The 14,969-nt window shown below is 54.5% G+C and carries 11 protein-coding genes; 9 read left to right on the top strand and 2 right to left on the bottom strand.

The window, feature by feature from the left end; all coding sequences use genetic code 11:
* The first annotated feature begins 1 nt into the window (after position 1).
* From AMM33_RS10830 to AMM33_RS10815, 4 genes are read left to right on the top strand one after another with little or no spacing between them, the layout of a single operon-like run.
* Positions 2-1,204: an ATP-binding protein gene (locus AMM33_RS10830; RefSeq protein ID WP_194945389.1), complete on the top strand. Its 1,203-nt coding sequence runs from the start codon at positions 2-4 to the stop codon at positions 1,202-1,204.
* Positions 1,201-2,580, top strand: a complete 1,380-nt coding sequence (locus AMM33_RS21955) for a pentapeptide repeat-containing protein (RefSeq protein WP_194945388.1) — start codon at positions 1,201-1,203, stop codon at positions 2,578-2,580. The genes AMM33_RS10830 and AMM33_RS21955 overlap by 4 nt, the downstream gene beginning before the upstream one ends.
* 37 nt (positions 2,581-2,617) lie before the next feature.
* On the top strand, positions 2,618-3,571 hold the full coding sequence (locus AMM33_RS10820; protein WP_090141199.1) for a Gfo/Idh/MocA family oxidoreductase: 954 nt from the start codon (positions 2,618-2,620) through the stop codon (positions 3,569-3,571).
* A gap of 2 nt (positions 3,572-3,573) precedes the next feature.
* A complete protein-coding gene (locus AMM33_RS10815) occupies positions 3,574-4,764 on the top strand; it encodes an MFS transporter (RefSeq protein ID WP_090141197.1) in 1,191 nt (396 codons plus the stop codon).
* Positions 4,765-4,775: 11 nt separating this feature from the next.
* On the opposite strand, the gene AMM33_RS10810 is transcribed toward AMM33_RS10815, so the two are convergent.
* Complete coding sequence (locus tag AMM33_RS10810; RefSeq protein ID WP_228768073.1) at positions 4,776-5,960, bottom strand: MFS transporter; 1,185 nt, start codon at positions 5,958-5,960, stop codon at positions 4,776-4,778.
* Between the two features lie 55 nt (positions 5,961-6,015).
* Entirely contained in the window at positions 6,016-6,327 is a 312-nt protein-coding gene (locus AMM33_RS10805; RefSeq protein WP_255350689.1) for a helix-turn-helix domain-containing protein, read from the bottom strand.
* 138 nt (positions 6,328-6,465) lie between these two features.
* On the opposite strand from AMM33_RS10805, the gene aroE reads away from it, so the two are divergent.
* From aroE to AMM33_RS10780, 5 genes are all read left to right on the top strand, one after another.
* Positions 6,466-7,323 (top strand): shikimate dehydrogenase, encoded by an 858-nt coding sequence (gene aroE, locus AMM33_RS10800; RefSeq protein ID WP_090141191.1) that lies wholly within the window; start codon positions 6,466-6,468, stop codon positions 7,321-7,323.
* Between the two features lie 11 nt (positions 7,324-7,334).
* Positions 7,335-10,226, top strand: a complete 2,892-nt coding sequence (locus tag AMM33_RS10795) for an SNF2-related protein (RefSeq protein WP_090141189.1) — start codon at positions 7,335-7,337, stop codon at positions 10,224-10,226.
* A gap of 156 nt (positions 10,227-10,382) precedes the next feature.
* Positions 10,383-12,101, top strand: coding sequence for an AAA family ATPase (locus tag AMM33_RS10790; protein ID WP_194945386.1), 1,719 nt, complete (start codon positions 10,383-10,385; stop codon positions 12,099-12,101).
* The gene (locus AMM33_RS10785; RefSeq protein ID WP_090141185.1) at positions 12,091-12,966 is read left to right on the top strand and encodes a DNA adenine methylase; all 876 of its coding nucleotides are present in this window, start codon (positions 12,091-12,093) and stop codon (positions 12,964-12,966) included. Before AMM33_RS10790 ends, AMM33_RS10785 begins: the two co-directional genes overlap by 11 nt.
* A gap of 138 nt (positions 12,967-13,104) precedes the next feature.
* Positions 13,105-14,955, top strand: coding sequence for an ATP-binding protein (locus tag AMM33_RS10780; protein WP_090141183.1), 1,851 nt, complete (start codon positions 13,105-13,107; stop codon positions 14,953-14,955).
* Positions 14,956-14,969: the final 14 nt, after the last annotated feature.

The following is a 14,969-nucleotide window of genomic DNA, read 5'->3' as shown; positions in this document are numbered from 1 at the left end:
GATGATTGATCGCATATTTAACCGTGAGTTGCAAGATCGCTTGGACTATTCGCCCGGTGTGGTCGTGCTGGGTGCGCGACAGGTGGGCAAATCCACTCTGGCGCGAGCTTGGGCTGCACAATCATCGAATTCGGTTTTTTTGGATTTGGAATTGCCTGAAGATCGGGCCAAGCTGGACCAGGCGAGTGCATTTTTTGCAGCGAACCGAAGCCGCTTGATCGTGCTTGATGAAGTGCAAACCATGCCTGAGTTGTTTGTACAGCTTCGACCCGAAATCGATGCTGACCGCAGGCCGGGACGCTTTTTGCTCTTGGGCTCAGCCAGTGGCGCGTTGTTGCGGCAATCGGCAGAGTCATTGGCTGGGCGTGTGAGCTATTTTGAATTGCCGCCATTGTTGTGGAACGAAGTACAAACCGTCACAGCCAGCCAAGATGCCACGTCAAGGTTGTTGGCCCTGCAATCGCATTGGCAGCGCGGCGGCATGCCCTTGAGCACAATGGCCAAAACCGATGCGCAATCACTGCGCTGGCGCAACGATTACTTGCAGTCCATTGTGCGCCGCGATTTGCCTGCTTTGGGCATCACCATTCCGGGCGAAACCCTGTGGCGCTTTTTGCGAATGCTGGCGCACCAACATGGGCAACTGTTCAATGCGTCGAGCTTGGCCGTGGCCATGGGCGGTATCTCCCCCATCACAGTGGGTCGCTACCTCGATATTTTTTGCGATGCACTGATCGTGCGAAAAGTGGGGCCGTATTTCGTCAACTTGGGTAAACGCTTGGTCAAGTCGCCCAAAATTTATTTTCGCGACACAGGTTTGTTGCACGCCTTGCTGGGGATTGGCAATGCCGATGACTTGCAGGGGCACCCGATGTCGGGCTATTCGTGGGAAGGACTGGTGGTGAATCACATCGCAGCCTTGTTGCCCTTGATGGCGGGCGGCAACGCTACGCTCAATTTCTACCGCACAGCAGCAGGCGCAGAAATGGACGCGGTGGTGGACACCGGATCTGAACGCATCGGATTTGAAATCAAACTCTCTAACGCGCCGCGCGTGACCAAAGGTTTTTGGAACGCCTGCACCGATTTGCAACTGAGCCGCGCTTATGTGGTCGCCCCCGTCAGCTCGTCCTGGCCCTTGGCCGACAACGCGCAGGTGATCCCACTGTTGGATGTGGCACGGGTGTTGGGGGTGCAGACATGAGCGAGCATCCTGACATCGAAAAGCTCCCGCTGGAGATTGATGGCATTCCTGTGCGCGAAACCATCCGAGAGATTTTTCGCAACCCTGAGAATGGCACCCCGGACAACATCAGCAAGGCGGGGTGTTTGGCGTTGGCGTTGAAGAGCAATGAAGTCGGGGGGCGTGATAAAGGGTATGTGGTTTGGAATGCGTGGCGAATGGTTTTTCCTGCGCGGAAGGATTTCGTTAGATTTCAAAAAGGTTCAACCGAGTTAAAAGTGAGTTCATGGGTAAATGTGGCAGATTTTTCGTCTGTTGATTTCACGTTGAACAATGGTCTTCCCTTTGTGTATTTGAGAAATTTTTCTAAATTCAAATTTGACGATGGAGTTGATTTCCAAAACTCGATTTGGAGTCACGATACCAACCTAAACGGTGCGATTTTTGGGTGTGATGCGAATTTTGAAAATTCTGAATGGCAGTCGTCGATAATTTTTCAAAATGTACAGTGGGGAAATTGGGCTAGATTCAAAGGTTCGCGCTGGGGAGAAAATATTCAGTTTGAACAAGCAGTCTTCGGTGATGTAGCTGATTTTTCTGAAACCAGTTGGAAAGATGCAAATTTTGCAAGCACTCGTTTTGGTCGGCGGGTATGTTTTTCAAATGCGAAATTTTTTCAGCATGCATATTTCGGCTCAAAGGTAAATGAAGATGGAAATTTCTTCGAAATTGACTTTTCGAAAGCCATCTTTTTTGATCAAGCTTCCTTTTTAAACCGAAAATTCTTGGGAACTACAAAATTCAATAACACCAAGTTCGCGATAGCCCCAATTTTTCACGGCTGTGACCTTCACTCTGATACCAATTTTGACGGTGCTGAGTTTCCCTTGCCTGCAGGTAGCGAGGATGCCCCGCGTGCCTACCGCACCCTCAAACTCGCTTTCAGCAAACAGCAAGCCATTCGAGAAGAGCAGCGGTTTTTTCGTTTGGAGATGGAAGAAGAAACGCTGCGTGAAACAGGCCTCAAGCGCTTGCTTTTCCAGGCGTACAAGACATTCAGCGATTACGGGTTCAGCATCACCCGCCCGCTGAAATACGGTGGCTTGGCCGTGTTGGTTCTCACAGCTCTTTATGGCCTGTTGTCTTGGCTGGGGCAGTGTGGCCTGAGCGTGCAGGCTTGCCACTTTGCCCCGCAATGGCTGGAGTTTTCACTGTTGCAGACCTTGCCTTTGCCTGGCTTGGACAAGTTGAGTGAAGCCGCCAGCAAAGCGTTTTGGCCCCAAGGTGCCTGGTGGAGTTTCGGCTTATCGGCTCTGGTCATCCTCCACAAAACCCTCAGCCTCGCAGTCCTGTTCTTCATCGGCCTGGCTCTTCGCAACCTCTTCAAACTCAAATGATTTTTCAATGCTTTCGCATGTTCAAAAGGAAATACCCATGAGCAAACCCATCAAAGTCGCCCTCGCAGGCGCAGGTGCCTTCGGCATCAAACACCTGGACGGCATTAAAAACATCGACGGCGTGGAAGTCGTCTCGCTGATCGGCCGCGAGTTCACCAAAACCAAAGAGGTGGCGGACAAATACGGCATTGGCCATGTCACGACCGACCTGAGTGAATCGTTGGCGTTGAAAGAAGTCGACGCCGTCATCTTGTGTACGCCCACGCAAATGCACGCCAGCCAGACCCTGGCTTGCCTGAAGGCGGGCAAGCATGTGCAGGTGGAAATTCCGCTGTGTGATGTGTACAAGGACGGCCAGGAAGTGCTGCGCGTGCAAAAGGAAACCGGCTTGGTGGCCATGGTGGGCCACACCCGGCGCTTCAACCCCAGCCACCAGTGGGTGAACCACAAGATCAAGGCGGGCGAGTTCAACATCCAGCAGATGGACGTGCAGACCTATTTCTTTCGCCGTACCAACATGAACGCGCTCGGCCAAGCCCGCAGCTGGACCGACCACCTGCTGTGGCACCATGCCGCGCACACGGTGGACCTGTTCGCTTACCAATGCGGCAGCCCCATCGTCAAAGCCAACGCGGTGCAGGGCCCGATCCACCCGACGCTGGGCATCGCCATGGACATGAGCATCCAGCTCAAAGCCGCCAATGGCGCGATCTGCACTTTGTCACTCAGCTTCAACAACGACGGGCCTTTGGGCACGTACTTCCGCTATATCGGTGACACGGGCACCTACCTGGCGCGTTACGACGACCTGTTCACCGGCAAGGAAGAAAAGATCGATGTGTCGCAAGTGGCGGTGTCGATGAACGGCATTGAGTTGCAAGACCGCGAGTTCTTCGCCGCGATCCGCGAAGGCCGCGAGCCCAACAGTTCCATCGCGCAAGTGCTGCCTTGCTACCAGGTCCTGCACGACCTGGAGCAACAACTGGCCTGAACATGAGTACTTTGACACCCGCAGACGAACGCCAGCACCTGACGCTCTTGGGCCTGGCCGGTTTTGCCAGCATGGCCTCAATGCGCATTTGCGACCCGATGCTGGTGGTGCTGGGCCAGGAGTTCCAGGTCAGCACAGGCGATGCGTCGGCGGTGGTGTCCGTGTTTGCCGTGGTCTACGGCGTTTTGCAGTTGTTTTACGGGCCGCTGGGTGAGCGCTTCGGTAAGCTGCGGGTGGTGTCGCTCGCTGTGTCGGCTTGCGCGGTGTTCAGTGCCATCACGGCGCTGTCTGTCAACCTGCCCATGCTGGTCATCATGCGCGGCTTCATGGGCGCAGCGGCGGCGGGCATCATCCCGCTGTCGATGGCTTGGGTGGGTGACCAAGTGCCTTATGAGCGCCGTCAGGAAATACTGGCCAAGCTCATGAGCGCCACTGTGCTCGGCATGATGAGTGGGTTGTGGTTTGGTGGCTTTGCGGCCGACACGGTGGGCTGGCGCAGCGCTTTTGTGTTGCTGGCGGCCATGTTTGGTGTGGCCGCTGTGCTGCTGCTGCGCCGTTTGCGCCAGCAAGCCAAGCGACAGGCTCAGTCGGTGCCGGTGGCGGCCCCGGGCTTGTGGGCGGCGTTTCGCCTGACAGGCCAGCTCTTGGGCACACCGCGCGTGCGCTGGATCTTGACCGTCACGGCGGCCGAGGGCGCTTTGGTGTTCGGAGCCATGGCCTTCATGCCCACGCATTTGCACCAGCAGTTTGGTTTGAGCGTGGTGGCTGCCGGCTCGGTGATGATGCTCTATGGTGTGGGCGGTTTGCTCTACAGCCAGATGGCGCGGCGCTGGCTGGCTTGGCTAGGCGAGCGCGGTCTGGTGCGCACGGGGGCCGCTTTGGTGGTGGTGGGTTTGCTGGTGCTGGCCTGGGGCAGTGGGGTGTGGCTGGGCATGCTGGCTTGCCTGATGACGGGGCTGGGCTTTTACATGTTGCACAACACGCTGCAGGTGCAGGCCACCCAAATGGCCCCGGCCGCACGCGGCTCGGCCGTGACCTTGTTCGCTTGCTCGCTGTTTTTTGGCCAATCCACCGGGGTGCTGCTCATGGCCCAAAGTGTGGACCAGGGTTGGCTGGCCTATGCCTTCACGGCAGCGGCCGTGGGCGTGTCGGGCCTGGGGGTGCTGGTGTACAGACTGGTGGGTCGGCACTGAGCCTCAAAGGCTCAGACCTCTTTGAGCAAAGGCCGCAAGGCCCACAGGCCCAGCACGGGGCCGGGGGCCAGCAGCCACAGGGCCATGCTGCCCCACTGCTGCACGGCCCAGCCCAGCAGCAAGATGCTGAGCACGGTGATCAAAAAGCCCACGCCGTTTTGCAGCACCAAGGCGCTGCCCAGCCACTGCGGCGGTGCGTGTTGCGAGGACATGGCCGAAAACTGCGGCGAATCGGCCACCACACAAACGCCCCAAAACAGCAAGGCCCCCAGCTGCACAAGGGGCCAGGTGTCAGGGATGAAGGGGTAGCCCAGGCACATCAGGCCCGATGCGGTCAAGGCTGTGGCCGCCACCCGCGCACTGCCCACGCGGCGGCTCCACATGCCGCCTAACACGCAGCCGAAAAAGCCGATGCCGATGACCGCGAAACTCATCAGCGCCACCGACGGTGCCCAGCCGTAGCCAGCGGCCACCAACGAACGGTGGATGGGCAGGCTGAGCCAAGGCAGCACGCTCCAAAAAGCATACAGCTCCCACATGTGGCCAAAGTAGCCCAACGCCGACGCGCGAAAGCCGCGCACTGCAATGACCTCGCGCAAGGCCTTGGTGTTCAGGCGAAGGGGGGCAGGGGCTGGGGTTTGACTCGCAGATGCGGCCTGCTTGGGCGGTTGGCCCATCCAGGCCACCAGCGCCGCGCCCACCAAGGCCAGCACCGACGAGCCCAGCAGCACCTCGGGCCAGGGCCAGCTTTGGCCAAGAGCCCGCAAGCCGTGTGGCATGGCCGTGCCCAAGGTCAGCATGCCCACCAGCCAACCCAGCGCGGCGGCCGGTTTGCTGCCCACGCGCTGCACCAGCATCTTCATGCCCAGCGGGTAGATGCCGGCCAGGCACATGCCCACCACAAAGCGCAGGCTCCAGAACAGCCCGTAATCGGTCACGCCCCAGGTGACGGCGGCGTTGGCCAGCGCCCCCAGCGAGCTGCACGCCACAAAAATGCGCGTGGGGGCAAAGCGGTCGGCCGCACCGCTGAAGGCAAAGGCCAGCGTGCCCGCGATGAAGCCCAGTTGGGTGGCGGCCAGCAGCCAGCCAAAGGAAGTTGCGCTCAGTTGCCAGGCCTGCATCAGGCTGTCGGCCACCCCGCTGGGGCTGAACCACAGCGAGGTGCTCAGGCACTGGGCCAGAACAATGAGGGCCACCGCCAGGGAAGGCTTGAAGCCAGCGGGGGGGAGGGGGGCGTGTGCGTTTGTCAATTTAGACCATCGAACGCAGCACATCGGGCCACTGTTGAGCGACTTTGATCAAGGTTTTCGCGGCCCCGGAGGGCTGGCTGCGGCCCTGTTCCCAGTTTTGCAACGTGCGCACCGACACGCCCATCAACTGCGCAAAGGCCGATTGCGTCAAACCCACTTTGGCGCGCGCCTCGGCTGCTGCAGACAACGTGACCTGGTGCACCCGGCCTTCGCCGTGCCGGGCTTGCTGGATGGAGGTGTCCACATCCTGCGCAAACGCTTGCATTTTTTCTTGTGACATCAAGGGCCTCCCGCATTTTGATTTGTCCTTGATTGTGACTGAGCTTGCGGCGTTTATGGAGTCGTCAGGTGCTTTGTTGCAGACCTTTCCTGATGTTGTAGTCGGTCGGGTGTTGGTCTTGGCGGCTAAGATTCAAATATCAACGCTGCAAATTTTGCTGGAAACCTCTCCATGAACGCCCCGATTTCTGCCCCGACCACCGACCGCTACGCCGTCATCGGCAACCCCATCGAACAAAGCAAGTCGCCCCTCATCCACACCGCCTTTGCGCAGGTCACCGGGCAGAACATGGACTACACCAAGCTGCTGGCCCCCTTGGGCGGATTCGCCGAAGTGGTGGACACGTTTCGCGCCAGTGGCGGGCGGGGCATGAACGTGACCGCGCCTTTCAAGCTCGATGCTTTTGCCTACGCCACCGACCTGGCCCCCAGCGCGCAAATGGCGGGGGCGGTGAATGCGATGAAGTTCGAGGGCGGCAAGGTCTATGCGGAAAACTTCGACGGCGTGGGCTTGGTGCGCGATCTGGTGCACAACCTGGCCTGTCCGCTCAAGGGGCGGCGCGTGTTGATTTTGGGGGCGGGTGGTGCCACGCGAGGCGCTTTGCTGCCCCTGCTGGCCGAGCAGCCTGCCGAGCTGGTGATCGTCAACCGCACGGTGGCCAAGGCGCAGGAGTTGGCGGCTTTGGCACAGCAACATCAAACCGGCCAAGTGCCCGTGCAGGGGCTGGGCTATGCCGACTTGCAGGGGCAGACGTTTGACGTGGTGCTCAACGCCAGCTCGTCCAGCCTGAGTGCCGAGCTGCCGCCACTGCCCGCCAGTGTGTTTGCACCCGGGTGCCTGGCCTACGACCTGACCTATGGCAAAGGCCTTACGCCGTTTTTGAAGCTGGCGCAGCAAGCGGGCGTGACGCAGCTGGCCGATGGCGTGGGCATGCTGGCCGAACAAGCGGCCGAAGCCTTTGCCTGGTGGCGCGGGGTCAGGCCGGATACGGCGGCGGTGATTGAACGGCTGACGGTGCCTTTGGTTTGATGCATAGACCCATGACGGTATCTGGCATCACGCCCTACCAAAGCCAATACTACGCATGGCAACTCACACGGCGGGCGGCGGCCGACTCGGTTGAGGCTCTGGCTTCGACCTTGGTCAACTCCCAAGTAGACCTGAACCCGCACCAGGTGGAGGCCGCGCTGTTTGCCTGCCAAAACCCCTTGTCGCGTGGCGTGATCCTGGCCGACGAAGTGGGTTTGGGCAAAACCATCGAGGCTGGGTTGGTCATCTCGCAGCGCTGGGCCGAGCGGCGGCGCAAGGTGCTGATCGTCGTGCCAGCCAACTTGCGCAAGCAATGGCACCAAGAGCTGCAAGACAAGTTCAGCCTGCAGGCCACCATTTTGGAGGCCAAGAGCTTCAATGCATTGCGAAAATCCGGACAAACCCATCCGTTTGTTTGCCCCACTGGCCCGGTCATTTGCTCCTACCAGTTCGCCAAAGCCAAGGCCAAAGACATCAAGGCCGTGGCTTGGGATTTGGTGGTCATGGACGAAGCGCACCGCCTGCGCAACGTCCACAAAAAGAACAACGTCATTGGCAAGACGCTCAAGGACGCGCTGTTCAAAGTGCATTCCAAAGTGCTGCTGACGGCCACGCCTTTGCAAAACTCACTGTTGGAGCTGTATGGCTTGGTCAGCATGATCGACGACCGGGTCTTTGGCGACGCCGACAGCTTTCGTGCGCAATACGCCACGCCCACCAAGGGCCAAACCTTTGAAGCCCTGCGCCACCGCTTGGCCCCGCTGTGCAAACGCACCTTACGCCGACAAGTGCAGCCCTATGTGTCATACACGGCACGCCGCGCCATCGTGCAAGAGTTCACGCCGACCGTTCAAGAAAAAGAGTTCTCCAACTTGGTGGCCGACTACCTGCGCCGCCCCAATTTGCAGGCCATGCCCGAAGGGCAGCGGCACCTGATTTCGCTGGTCTTGTGGAAGCTGCTGGCCTCGTCCAGCCACGCCATTGCAGGCGCACTGGACACCATGGCCAAACGCCTGCAAGGCGTGCTGGACGAAACGCCAGACGACCTGGACATGATCGACCAGCTGGACCAAGACTACGAAGCGTTGGACCAAATGGCCGACGAAAGTGGCTCCGAAGAGGGTGCCCTGGGGCAAAGCCGCCCAGAAAACGCCAGCCAACGCCAAGCCATTGCCACAGAGATTGAAGAGCTGCGCCACTTCAAACAACTGGCCATGCAAATACAAGGCGACGCCAAAGGCCAGGCCCTGCTCACGGCATTGGCCCGGTCATTCTCAGAGCTGGCGCGTTTGGGTGCACCGCAAAAGGCCATCATCTTCACCGAGTCCCGCCGCACGCAAGACTATTTGCTGGAACTCTTGGCTGGCACACCCTATGGCGATGGCCTCGTGCTTTTCAATGGCACCAACAGCGACGCACGCGCCCAAGCCATCTACAAAGACTGGATCAAGAAGCATCAGGGCACTGACCGCATCACCGGATCTAAAACCGCCGACACCCGTGCTGCCTTGGTGGAATATTTCAAGGACGAGGGGCGGGTGATGATCGCCACCGAGGCCGGTGCAGAAGGCATCAACCTGCAGTTTTGCTCGCTGGTCATCAACTACGACTTGCCCTGGAACCCCCAACGCATCGAGCAGCGCATTGGTCGCTGCCACCGCTACGGACAAAAGTTTGATGTGGTGGTGGTCAACTTTGTGGACCGCACCAACGAAGCAGACGCCCGTGTTTATGAACTGCTGGCCGAAAAATTCCAGCTCTTTGAGGGTGTGTTTGGTGCCAGCGACGAAGTGCTGGGCGCGATAGGCTCGGGCGTGGATTTTGAGCGCCGCATTGCCGACATCTACCAAAACTGCCGCGACCCGCAAGAGATCAAAACCAGCTTTGAGCAACTGCAGCTGGACCTGAAAGGCGAGATCGACGAGGCCATGGTCAAAACCCGGCAAATCCTGCTGGAAAACTTTGACGAAGAGGTGCAAGACAAACTGCGCCTGCGTGCCGAAGACAGCCGCAGCGCCCGTGGCCGCTTCGAGCAAATGCTCATGGCCCTGACCCAAGCCGAGCTGGCCGACTGCGCCCGCTTTGATGTGGACGGTTTTGACCTGCACCGCACCCCCGAAGGCCTGCCCAACGCCGAGCTGGGCCGCTATGAACTGCCCCGCCGTACGGGCGAAGCCCACATCTACAAACCCGACCACCCGCTGGCCGAATGGGCCATTGAACGCGCCAAGTCCCGCCAACTGCCCCACGGCCAATTGCAGTTTGACTACAGCGCTTATGGCAACACCGTCAGCAGCCTCAAGCCGTTCAGAGGGCAGGGCGGCTGGATGACCGTGAAGCTGGTCACCGTGCACGCGCTGGGCACCATGGAGCAGCGCCTGTTGGTGGCAGCCGCCACCCACGCGGGGCAAACCTTGCCCGACGACGTGCCCGAAAAACTCTTGCGTTTGCCTGCCCGCACACAGACCAGCGCAGTCTTGACCGCTGGCCTGTTTGACGCTGCCAACCAAGCGCTGGACGCCTCGCTGCTAGAGCGCCAGAGCGACTTTTTGCGCGACGTGAACCGCCGCAACCTGGGGCACTTCGAAAAAGAAGTGGAAAAGCTCGACGCCTGGGCCGATGACCTGAAGCTGGGGCTGGAGCAAGAAATTAAGGCCGTCGATCTGGCCATCAAAGAAGTGCGCCGCACCGCTGCCACCGCCGCCACGCTGGAAGACAAGCTGACATGCCAAAAACGCCAGCGCGAGCTGGAAGCCAAACGCACCCAACTGCGCAGGGAGCTGTTCACCCGGCAAGATGAAATCGAGGCCCAGCGCAATGAGTTGATTGAGGGGCTGGAAGGGCAGCTGGGGCAGAAGGTGGACGAGCAGACTTTATTCAGTGTGGAATGGTCGCTGGCCTAAAAATGCATCTAAAAATATTCATAATTGACTGCCTGTGATCTGGCTTGATCGGTTTGCCGGTGTCGGCAAAGTGATCAGGATGAAGTGCAGGTAAGAAGCCTCAAACGTCATAGTTCTTGAGGCCGGTGCAGATTGGGGAAAAAAAGGGGAGACAACATGGCGAAAACACAACTCAAAAAAATAACCATAGAAAAATTTCGCGCACTCAACAACGTTGAAGTCGAGTTCGGTGATTACATCACCGTCATTTGCGGGAAGAATGGCACATCCAAGTCCTCTATCCTTGGGATTGCAGCGCAGATTTTCAATTTTGAAAAAAATTACGTCACAAGTGAAAGTCTCGCAAACTTCAAGGAAATCAGCGGCAAAGGATTTAAATCTAAATACAGTGAACACATCAGAATATCCAAAAAATTTGATGTTCCAGGTTCACTTTCCGCCAGCATCCACTTGCATGATGGATATACCGATCAAGATGCAACGGCCAATTTAGAGCTGATGACGCGCACTGAAAATGTGTCAAGCAAAATAGTGCCGCGCCCCGTTATCAGAAAAAATAGTTCAGCTACGGGTAACACAAGCAGAAACTTTACTCATCCTGTTATTTTTCTTAGCCTAAAACGACTTTATCCAATTGCCGATCGTGATTATAAAGCTATCGACTTTGATTATTTGAAGGATCATGAACAAGATTTTATCGCGTTGACAAATGAACTTCTTAATCGAAACTCTACTATGGCAACAGGTACGCACGGTACAATTACATCTGCTGTAGCTCATGGTGATGATTACAACCATGAGTCTGTTTCCGCCGGTGAAGATAATGCTGGTCAGATTATAATGGCTCTTATGTCATTCCAAAAACTTAAAGAGGAGTATCCAGACTATAAAGGTGGACTTCTGCTTATTGATGAAGCTGATGCTGGGTTGTTTCCGACGGCACAAATAAATTTGTTAAAAATCCTTGATCGTGAATGCAAGAAACTCGATTTGCAAGTGATCATGACTTCACATTCGCCGGTCATGATTGAACATGCATTTGAGAAAAGCCAGCAGAAGTATAGTAAGAAATTTAAAACTGTTTATCTGAGCAATACATATGGATCTGTTCAGGTCATGCACGATTGGTCTTGGGCGAATATCAGTGCTGATATTCATACGAAAACTGTCGGTGCAAGCGTCAAGGATTTTCTGCCACCTATCAATTTATATTTTGAAGATAAAGAGGCGGAAGATTTTTTTAATGCGCTAATGGCTAGGCAGCCTTTAAAGAAATTCACAACATCAATGTCAGAGGTGACTCTTGGATGCACCAATTATGTCAATCTTATAAAAAATAAAGTCCCTGAATTCAGCGAAAAAAGTATTGTCTGTCTAGATTCTGATGCGCAAACGCACGTCAAAGGTAAAAATTTCAAGACAGTTGTCCTTTTGCCAGGTCAATTGCCACCTGATCAACTGATCTTTCAACATCTGTATAACCTACCAGCTGCCGATGATTTTTGGAAAAACGATTTGCAATTTACCCGTGATATTTTCACCAATGAAGCAAGAGAAACCATCAAAGAGTTAAAAATCAAGGGTGTAAAAGTTGATCTTGTTGAAAGAATCAAGGCTTACAAGGGTGAGCAGAAGCCACGCGATATTTTCAAGAATTTCTATAATGGCTCTGAACTGCATAAATTATTCAGCGGTGGTGGTAAACCCCACAACGCTTGGATGCACTGGATCGAAAAAAATCCGGCACTCGCCAACAAATTTTTAGAGCAATTCAAGGCCACAATCTATGGCGTCATGAAAAACGGCTACGCCGTGGACGAAGCCAAGCTCACAGCATTGGAAGTCAAGCTCAAGAAAGTGCCCAATGTTCTCTAACCGTCTCTACAGCCCTCTGCGCTACCCCGGTGGTAAAGCGCCTTTTGCACCTTTCATCGCCAAGCTGATGGAGGTCAACGGCGTTGCGGGTGGTCATTACTTGGAGCCTTACGCGGGCGGGGCTGGTGTGGCGCTGGATTTGCTTTTTCATGGCCAAGCCAGTCACATCCACATCAACGACGCTGACCCGGCGGTTTATGCGTTCTGGAAGTCTGTAACGCAGCACGCCGATGAATTGCTGGACCTGCTGGAGAAAACGCCCATCACCATGGCCGAGTGGTTCAAGTGGCGCTCGGTGTTGCGCGAAGACTGCCAGGCCAGCATGGTCGAAAAGGGCTTTGCCACGCTCTTCATGAACCGTACCAATCGGTCGGGCATCTTGAAGGCGGGTGTGATTGGCGGCAAAGACCAGTCGGGTGCTTACAAGCTGGATGCACGGTTCAAAAAAGATGTGATTGCTGCACGCATCCTGGCGATTGCCAACCGTGCCGATGACATCACCGTGTACAGCGAAGATTCGCTGGATCTTTTGAAGCGCTGCAAAGACTTCTTGCCAAAAGAATCGCTGATCTATCTTGACCCACCTTATTACGTCAAAGGCAAGGGCCTGTACCGCAACTACTACGAGCACGATGACCACGTTGCGATTGCGAAAACCATCAAGGCAAAGGGCTTCAAGCGGCATTGGGTCGTGTCGTATGACAACGCCGATGAAATCCGCGCCATGTACCAACTGATCAATGAAAAAACCTACGGTCTCAAGTACACCGCGCAGCGGCGCTACGTTGGCAATGAGGTCATGTTTTTCAGTGAGAACCTTGCGGTGCCCGACGAGAGCATTCCTCAGACACAAACAGCAGCTTGATGAATTTGGGCTTCTAGTACTGAAGGCCTTCGAGCTGCCAGATCAATTTCCATGAATTTGATTTAATTAATGCATGAGTTGGATTTATTGGGTCTGACTAATGTTGTGCCGTATAAATAATGACAAGGGAGATAAAAAATGAAGTTGGCTGAAATTAAACTGAAAAATTTTCGCGGATACGAACAGGAAACTGTAATTCCAGTCGATGCGTTGACAGTTCTGGTGGGTCGCAATGACGCAGGTAAGTCAACGATTCTAGAAGCGCTCGATATTTACTTTAATAATGAAAAAATTGATCGCTCCGATTGCTGTGTCCGCAGTGGTTCTACGGATGTGAAAATTTCATGTGTTTTCGACGAGCTTCCAGCCTCACTCATTATTGATGAGTTGAGCCCAACTACGTTGCAGGCGGAATACTTGGTTCGATCCGATGGTCGATTAGAGATCGTGAAAAAATACGATTGCAGTGGTGCAAGCGGGAAAATGTCTGCATTTGCGATTGCAAATCATCCTTCAGCAGCGGGTGTTGATGATTTGTTATCGCTCAAATTGACAGAGCTCAGGGCTAAAGCGCAGCAACTGAATGTTGATCTTTCAAGTGTGAACCAGACGATAAAGGCTCAAGTCCGTGCAGCGATCTGGCAGTCAATAACAAACCTTCAAGTTCAAGAGCGCGAAGTGGCCTTGAAAAAAGAATCCGCCAAAGATGCTTGGGACCAAATTGAGAAGTACATGCCTGTGTACGCGTTGTTCAAGTCTGACAGAGCCAGTACTGATCAAGATGCTGAGGCACAAGATCCCATGAAAATAGCAATCAAAGAGGTCATTCGTCGTAAAGAAGTTGAATTGAACAATGTGATTGCAGACATTCAAGCTGAACTTAAATCAGTCGCTAATAAGACGGTAGAGAAAATTCGAGAGATGAACCCTGAGCTCGCTAGTCAGATGAATCCCTCCGTTGAAAACAAGAATTGGGATTCGTTGTTTAAGGTGTCATTGACAGGCGAGGATGACATACCGATTAATAAGCGAGGCAGTGGAACTCGACGTTTAGTCTTGTTGAATTTTTTCCGTGCACAAGCAGAAAGTGCTGTTGGGGAACGAGATACTGGCATCATTTACGCTGTTGAAGAGCCAGAAACAAGCCAGCACCCTGATCATCAAAAGATGCTGCTAAAAGCCTTTGAGCAACTTGTTGAGCAGAATCGTTGTCAAGTTCTTTTGACAACGCACACACCAACATTAGCAAGGCGAGTAAATCAGAGCTGCTTACGATTGATTCATAAACTGGATGGCGAACCGAAAGTTGAGCTTGGCTCAAATGAGTCAACATTGCCGAAAGTTATCTCAACACTGGGGGTTTTGCCAGACAACGATATCAAGGTTTTCTTTGGTGTTGAAGGAAAGCACGACATTAGTTTCTTGGGGCATATTTCAAATATTTTGTCTGCACTTGAGCCAGATATTCCTAATTTAATTGAGGCTGAAAAATCAGGAGCTTTGGTTTTCGTACCTTTGGGCGGCAGTAGCTTGGATTTGTGGCGTAATCGACTCGAAAACATGAATCGCCCAGAATTCTATTTGACTGATCGTGATGCTCAACCACCTTCGACAGCCGCTTACCAAAAATATGTCGATGAGTGGAATGGCCGTGAAAATTGCACTGCTTGGATCACTTCCAAATTAGAGCTTGAGAATTTTTTACATCTGTCGTTGCTACAGAGTGAGTATCAAAATTATTCTGGTACTGGGGCGGACTTTGATGACGTTCCAGCCCTTGTTGCAGAGGCCAAGCATACGGCTTCAGAGTCGCTTACTCCATGGAATGAACTATCCGAGAAAGACCGTAAAAATAAGGTGTCCAGAGCAAAAAAAGACCTGAACAACAATCTTGTTCAGAAGATGACACCTGCGTTGCTTACATCCTCTGATGCTAATGGTGAAGTAAGAGGGTGGTTGCGAGCCATTGGTCAGTCACTAAACACTTAAATCCCCTCTTTTAA

Source organism: Limnohabitans sp. DM1 (assembly GCF_001269385.1).
GTDB lineage: Bacteria > Pseudomonadota > Gammaproteobacteria > Burkholderiales > Burkholderiaceae_C > Limnohabitans_A.
This window is presented reverse-complemented; position numbering and strand designations above follow the sequence as displayed.

Excerpts from the sequence above, each read along its gene's own strand:
- AMM33_RS10830 (WP_194945389.1), top strand. The coding sequence starts at position 2 with ATGATTGATCGCATATTTAACCGTGAGTTGCAAGATCGCTTGGACTAT.
- AMM33_RS10795 (WP_090141189.1), top strand. The coding sequence starts at position 7,335 with ATGACGGTATCTGGCATCACGCCCTACCAAAGCCAATACTACGCATGG.
- aroE (WP_090141191.1), top strand. The coding sequence starts at position 6,466 with ATGAACGCCCCGATTTCTGCCCCGACCACCGACCGCTACGCCGTCATC.
- AMM33_RS21955 (WP_194945388.1), top strand. The coding sequence starts at position 1,201 with ATGAGCGAGCATCCTGACATCGAAAAGCTCCCGCTGGAGATTGATGGC.
- AMM33_RS10820 (WP_090141199.1), top strand. The coding sequence starts at position 2,618 with ATGAGCAAACCCATCAAAGTCGCCCTCGCAGGCGCAGGTGCCTTCGGC.
- AMM33_RS10815 (WP_090141197.1), top strand. The coding sequence starts at position 3,574 with ATGAGTACTTTGACACCCGCAGACGAACGCCAGCACCTGACGCTCTTG.
- AMM33_RS10790 (WP_194945386.1), top strand. The coding sequence starts at position 10,383 with ATGGCGAAAACACAACTCAAAAAAATAACCATAGAAAAATTTCGCGCA.
- AMM33_RS10785 (WP_090141185.1), top strand. The coding sequence starts at position 12,091 with ATGTTCTCTAACCGTCTCTACAGCCCTCTGCGCTACCCCGGTGGTAAA.
- AMM33_RS10780 (WP_090141183.1), top strand. The coding sequence starts at position 13,105 with ATGAAGTTGGCTGAAATTAAACTGAAAAATTTTCGCGGATACGAACAG.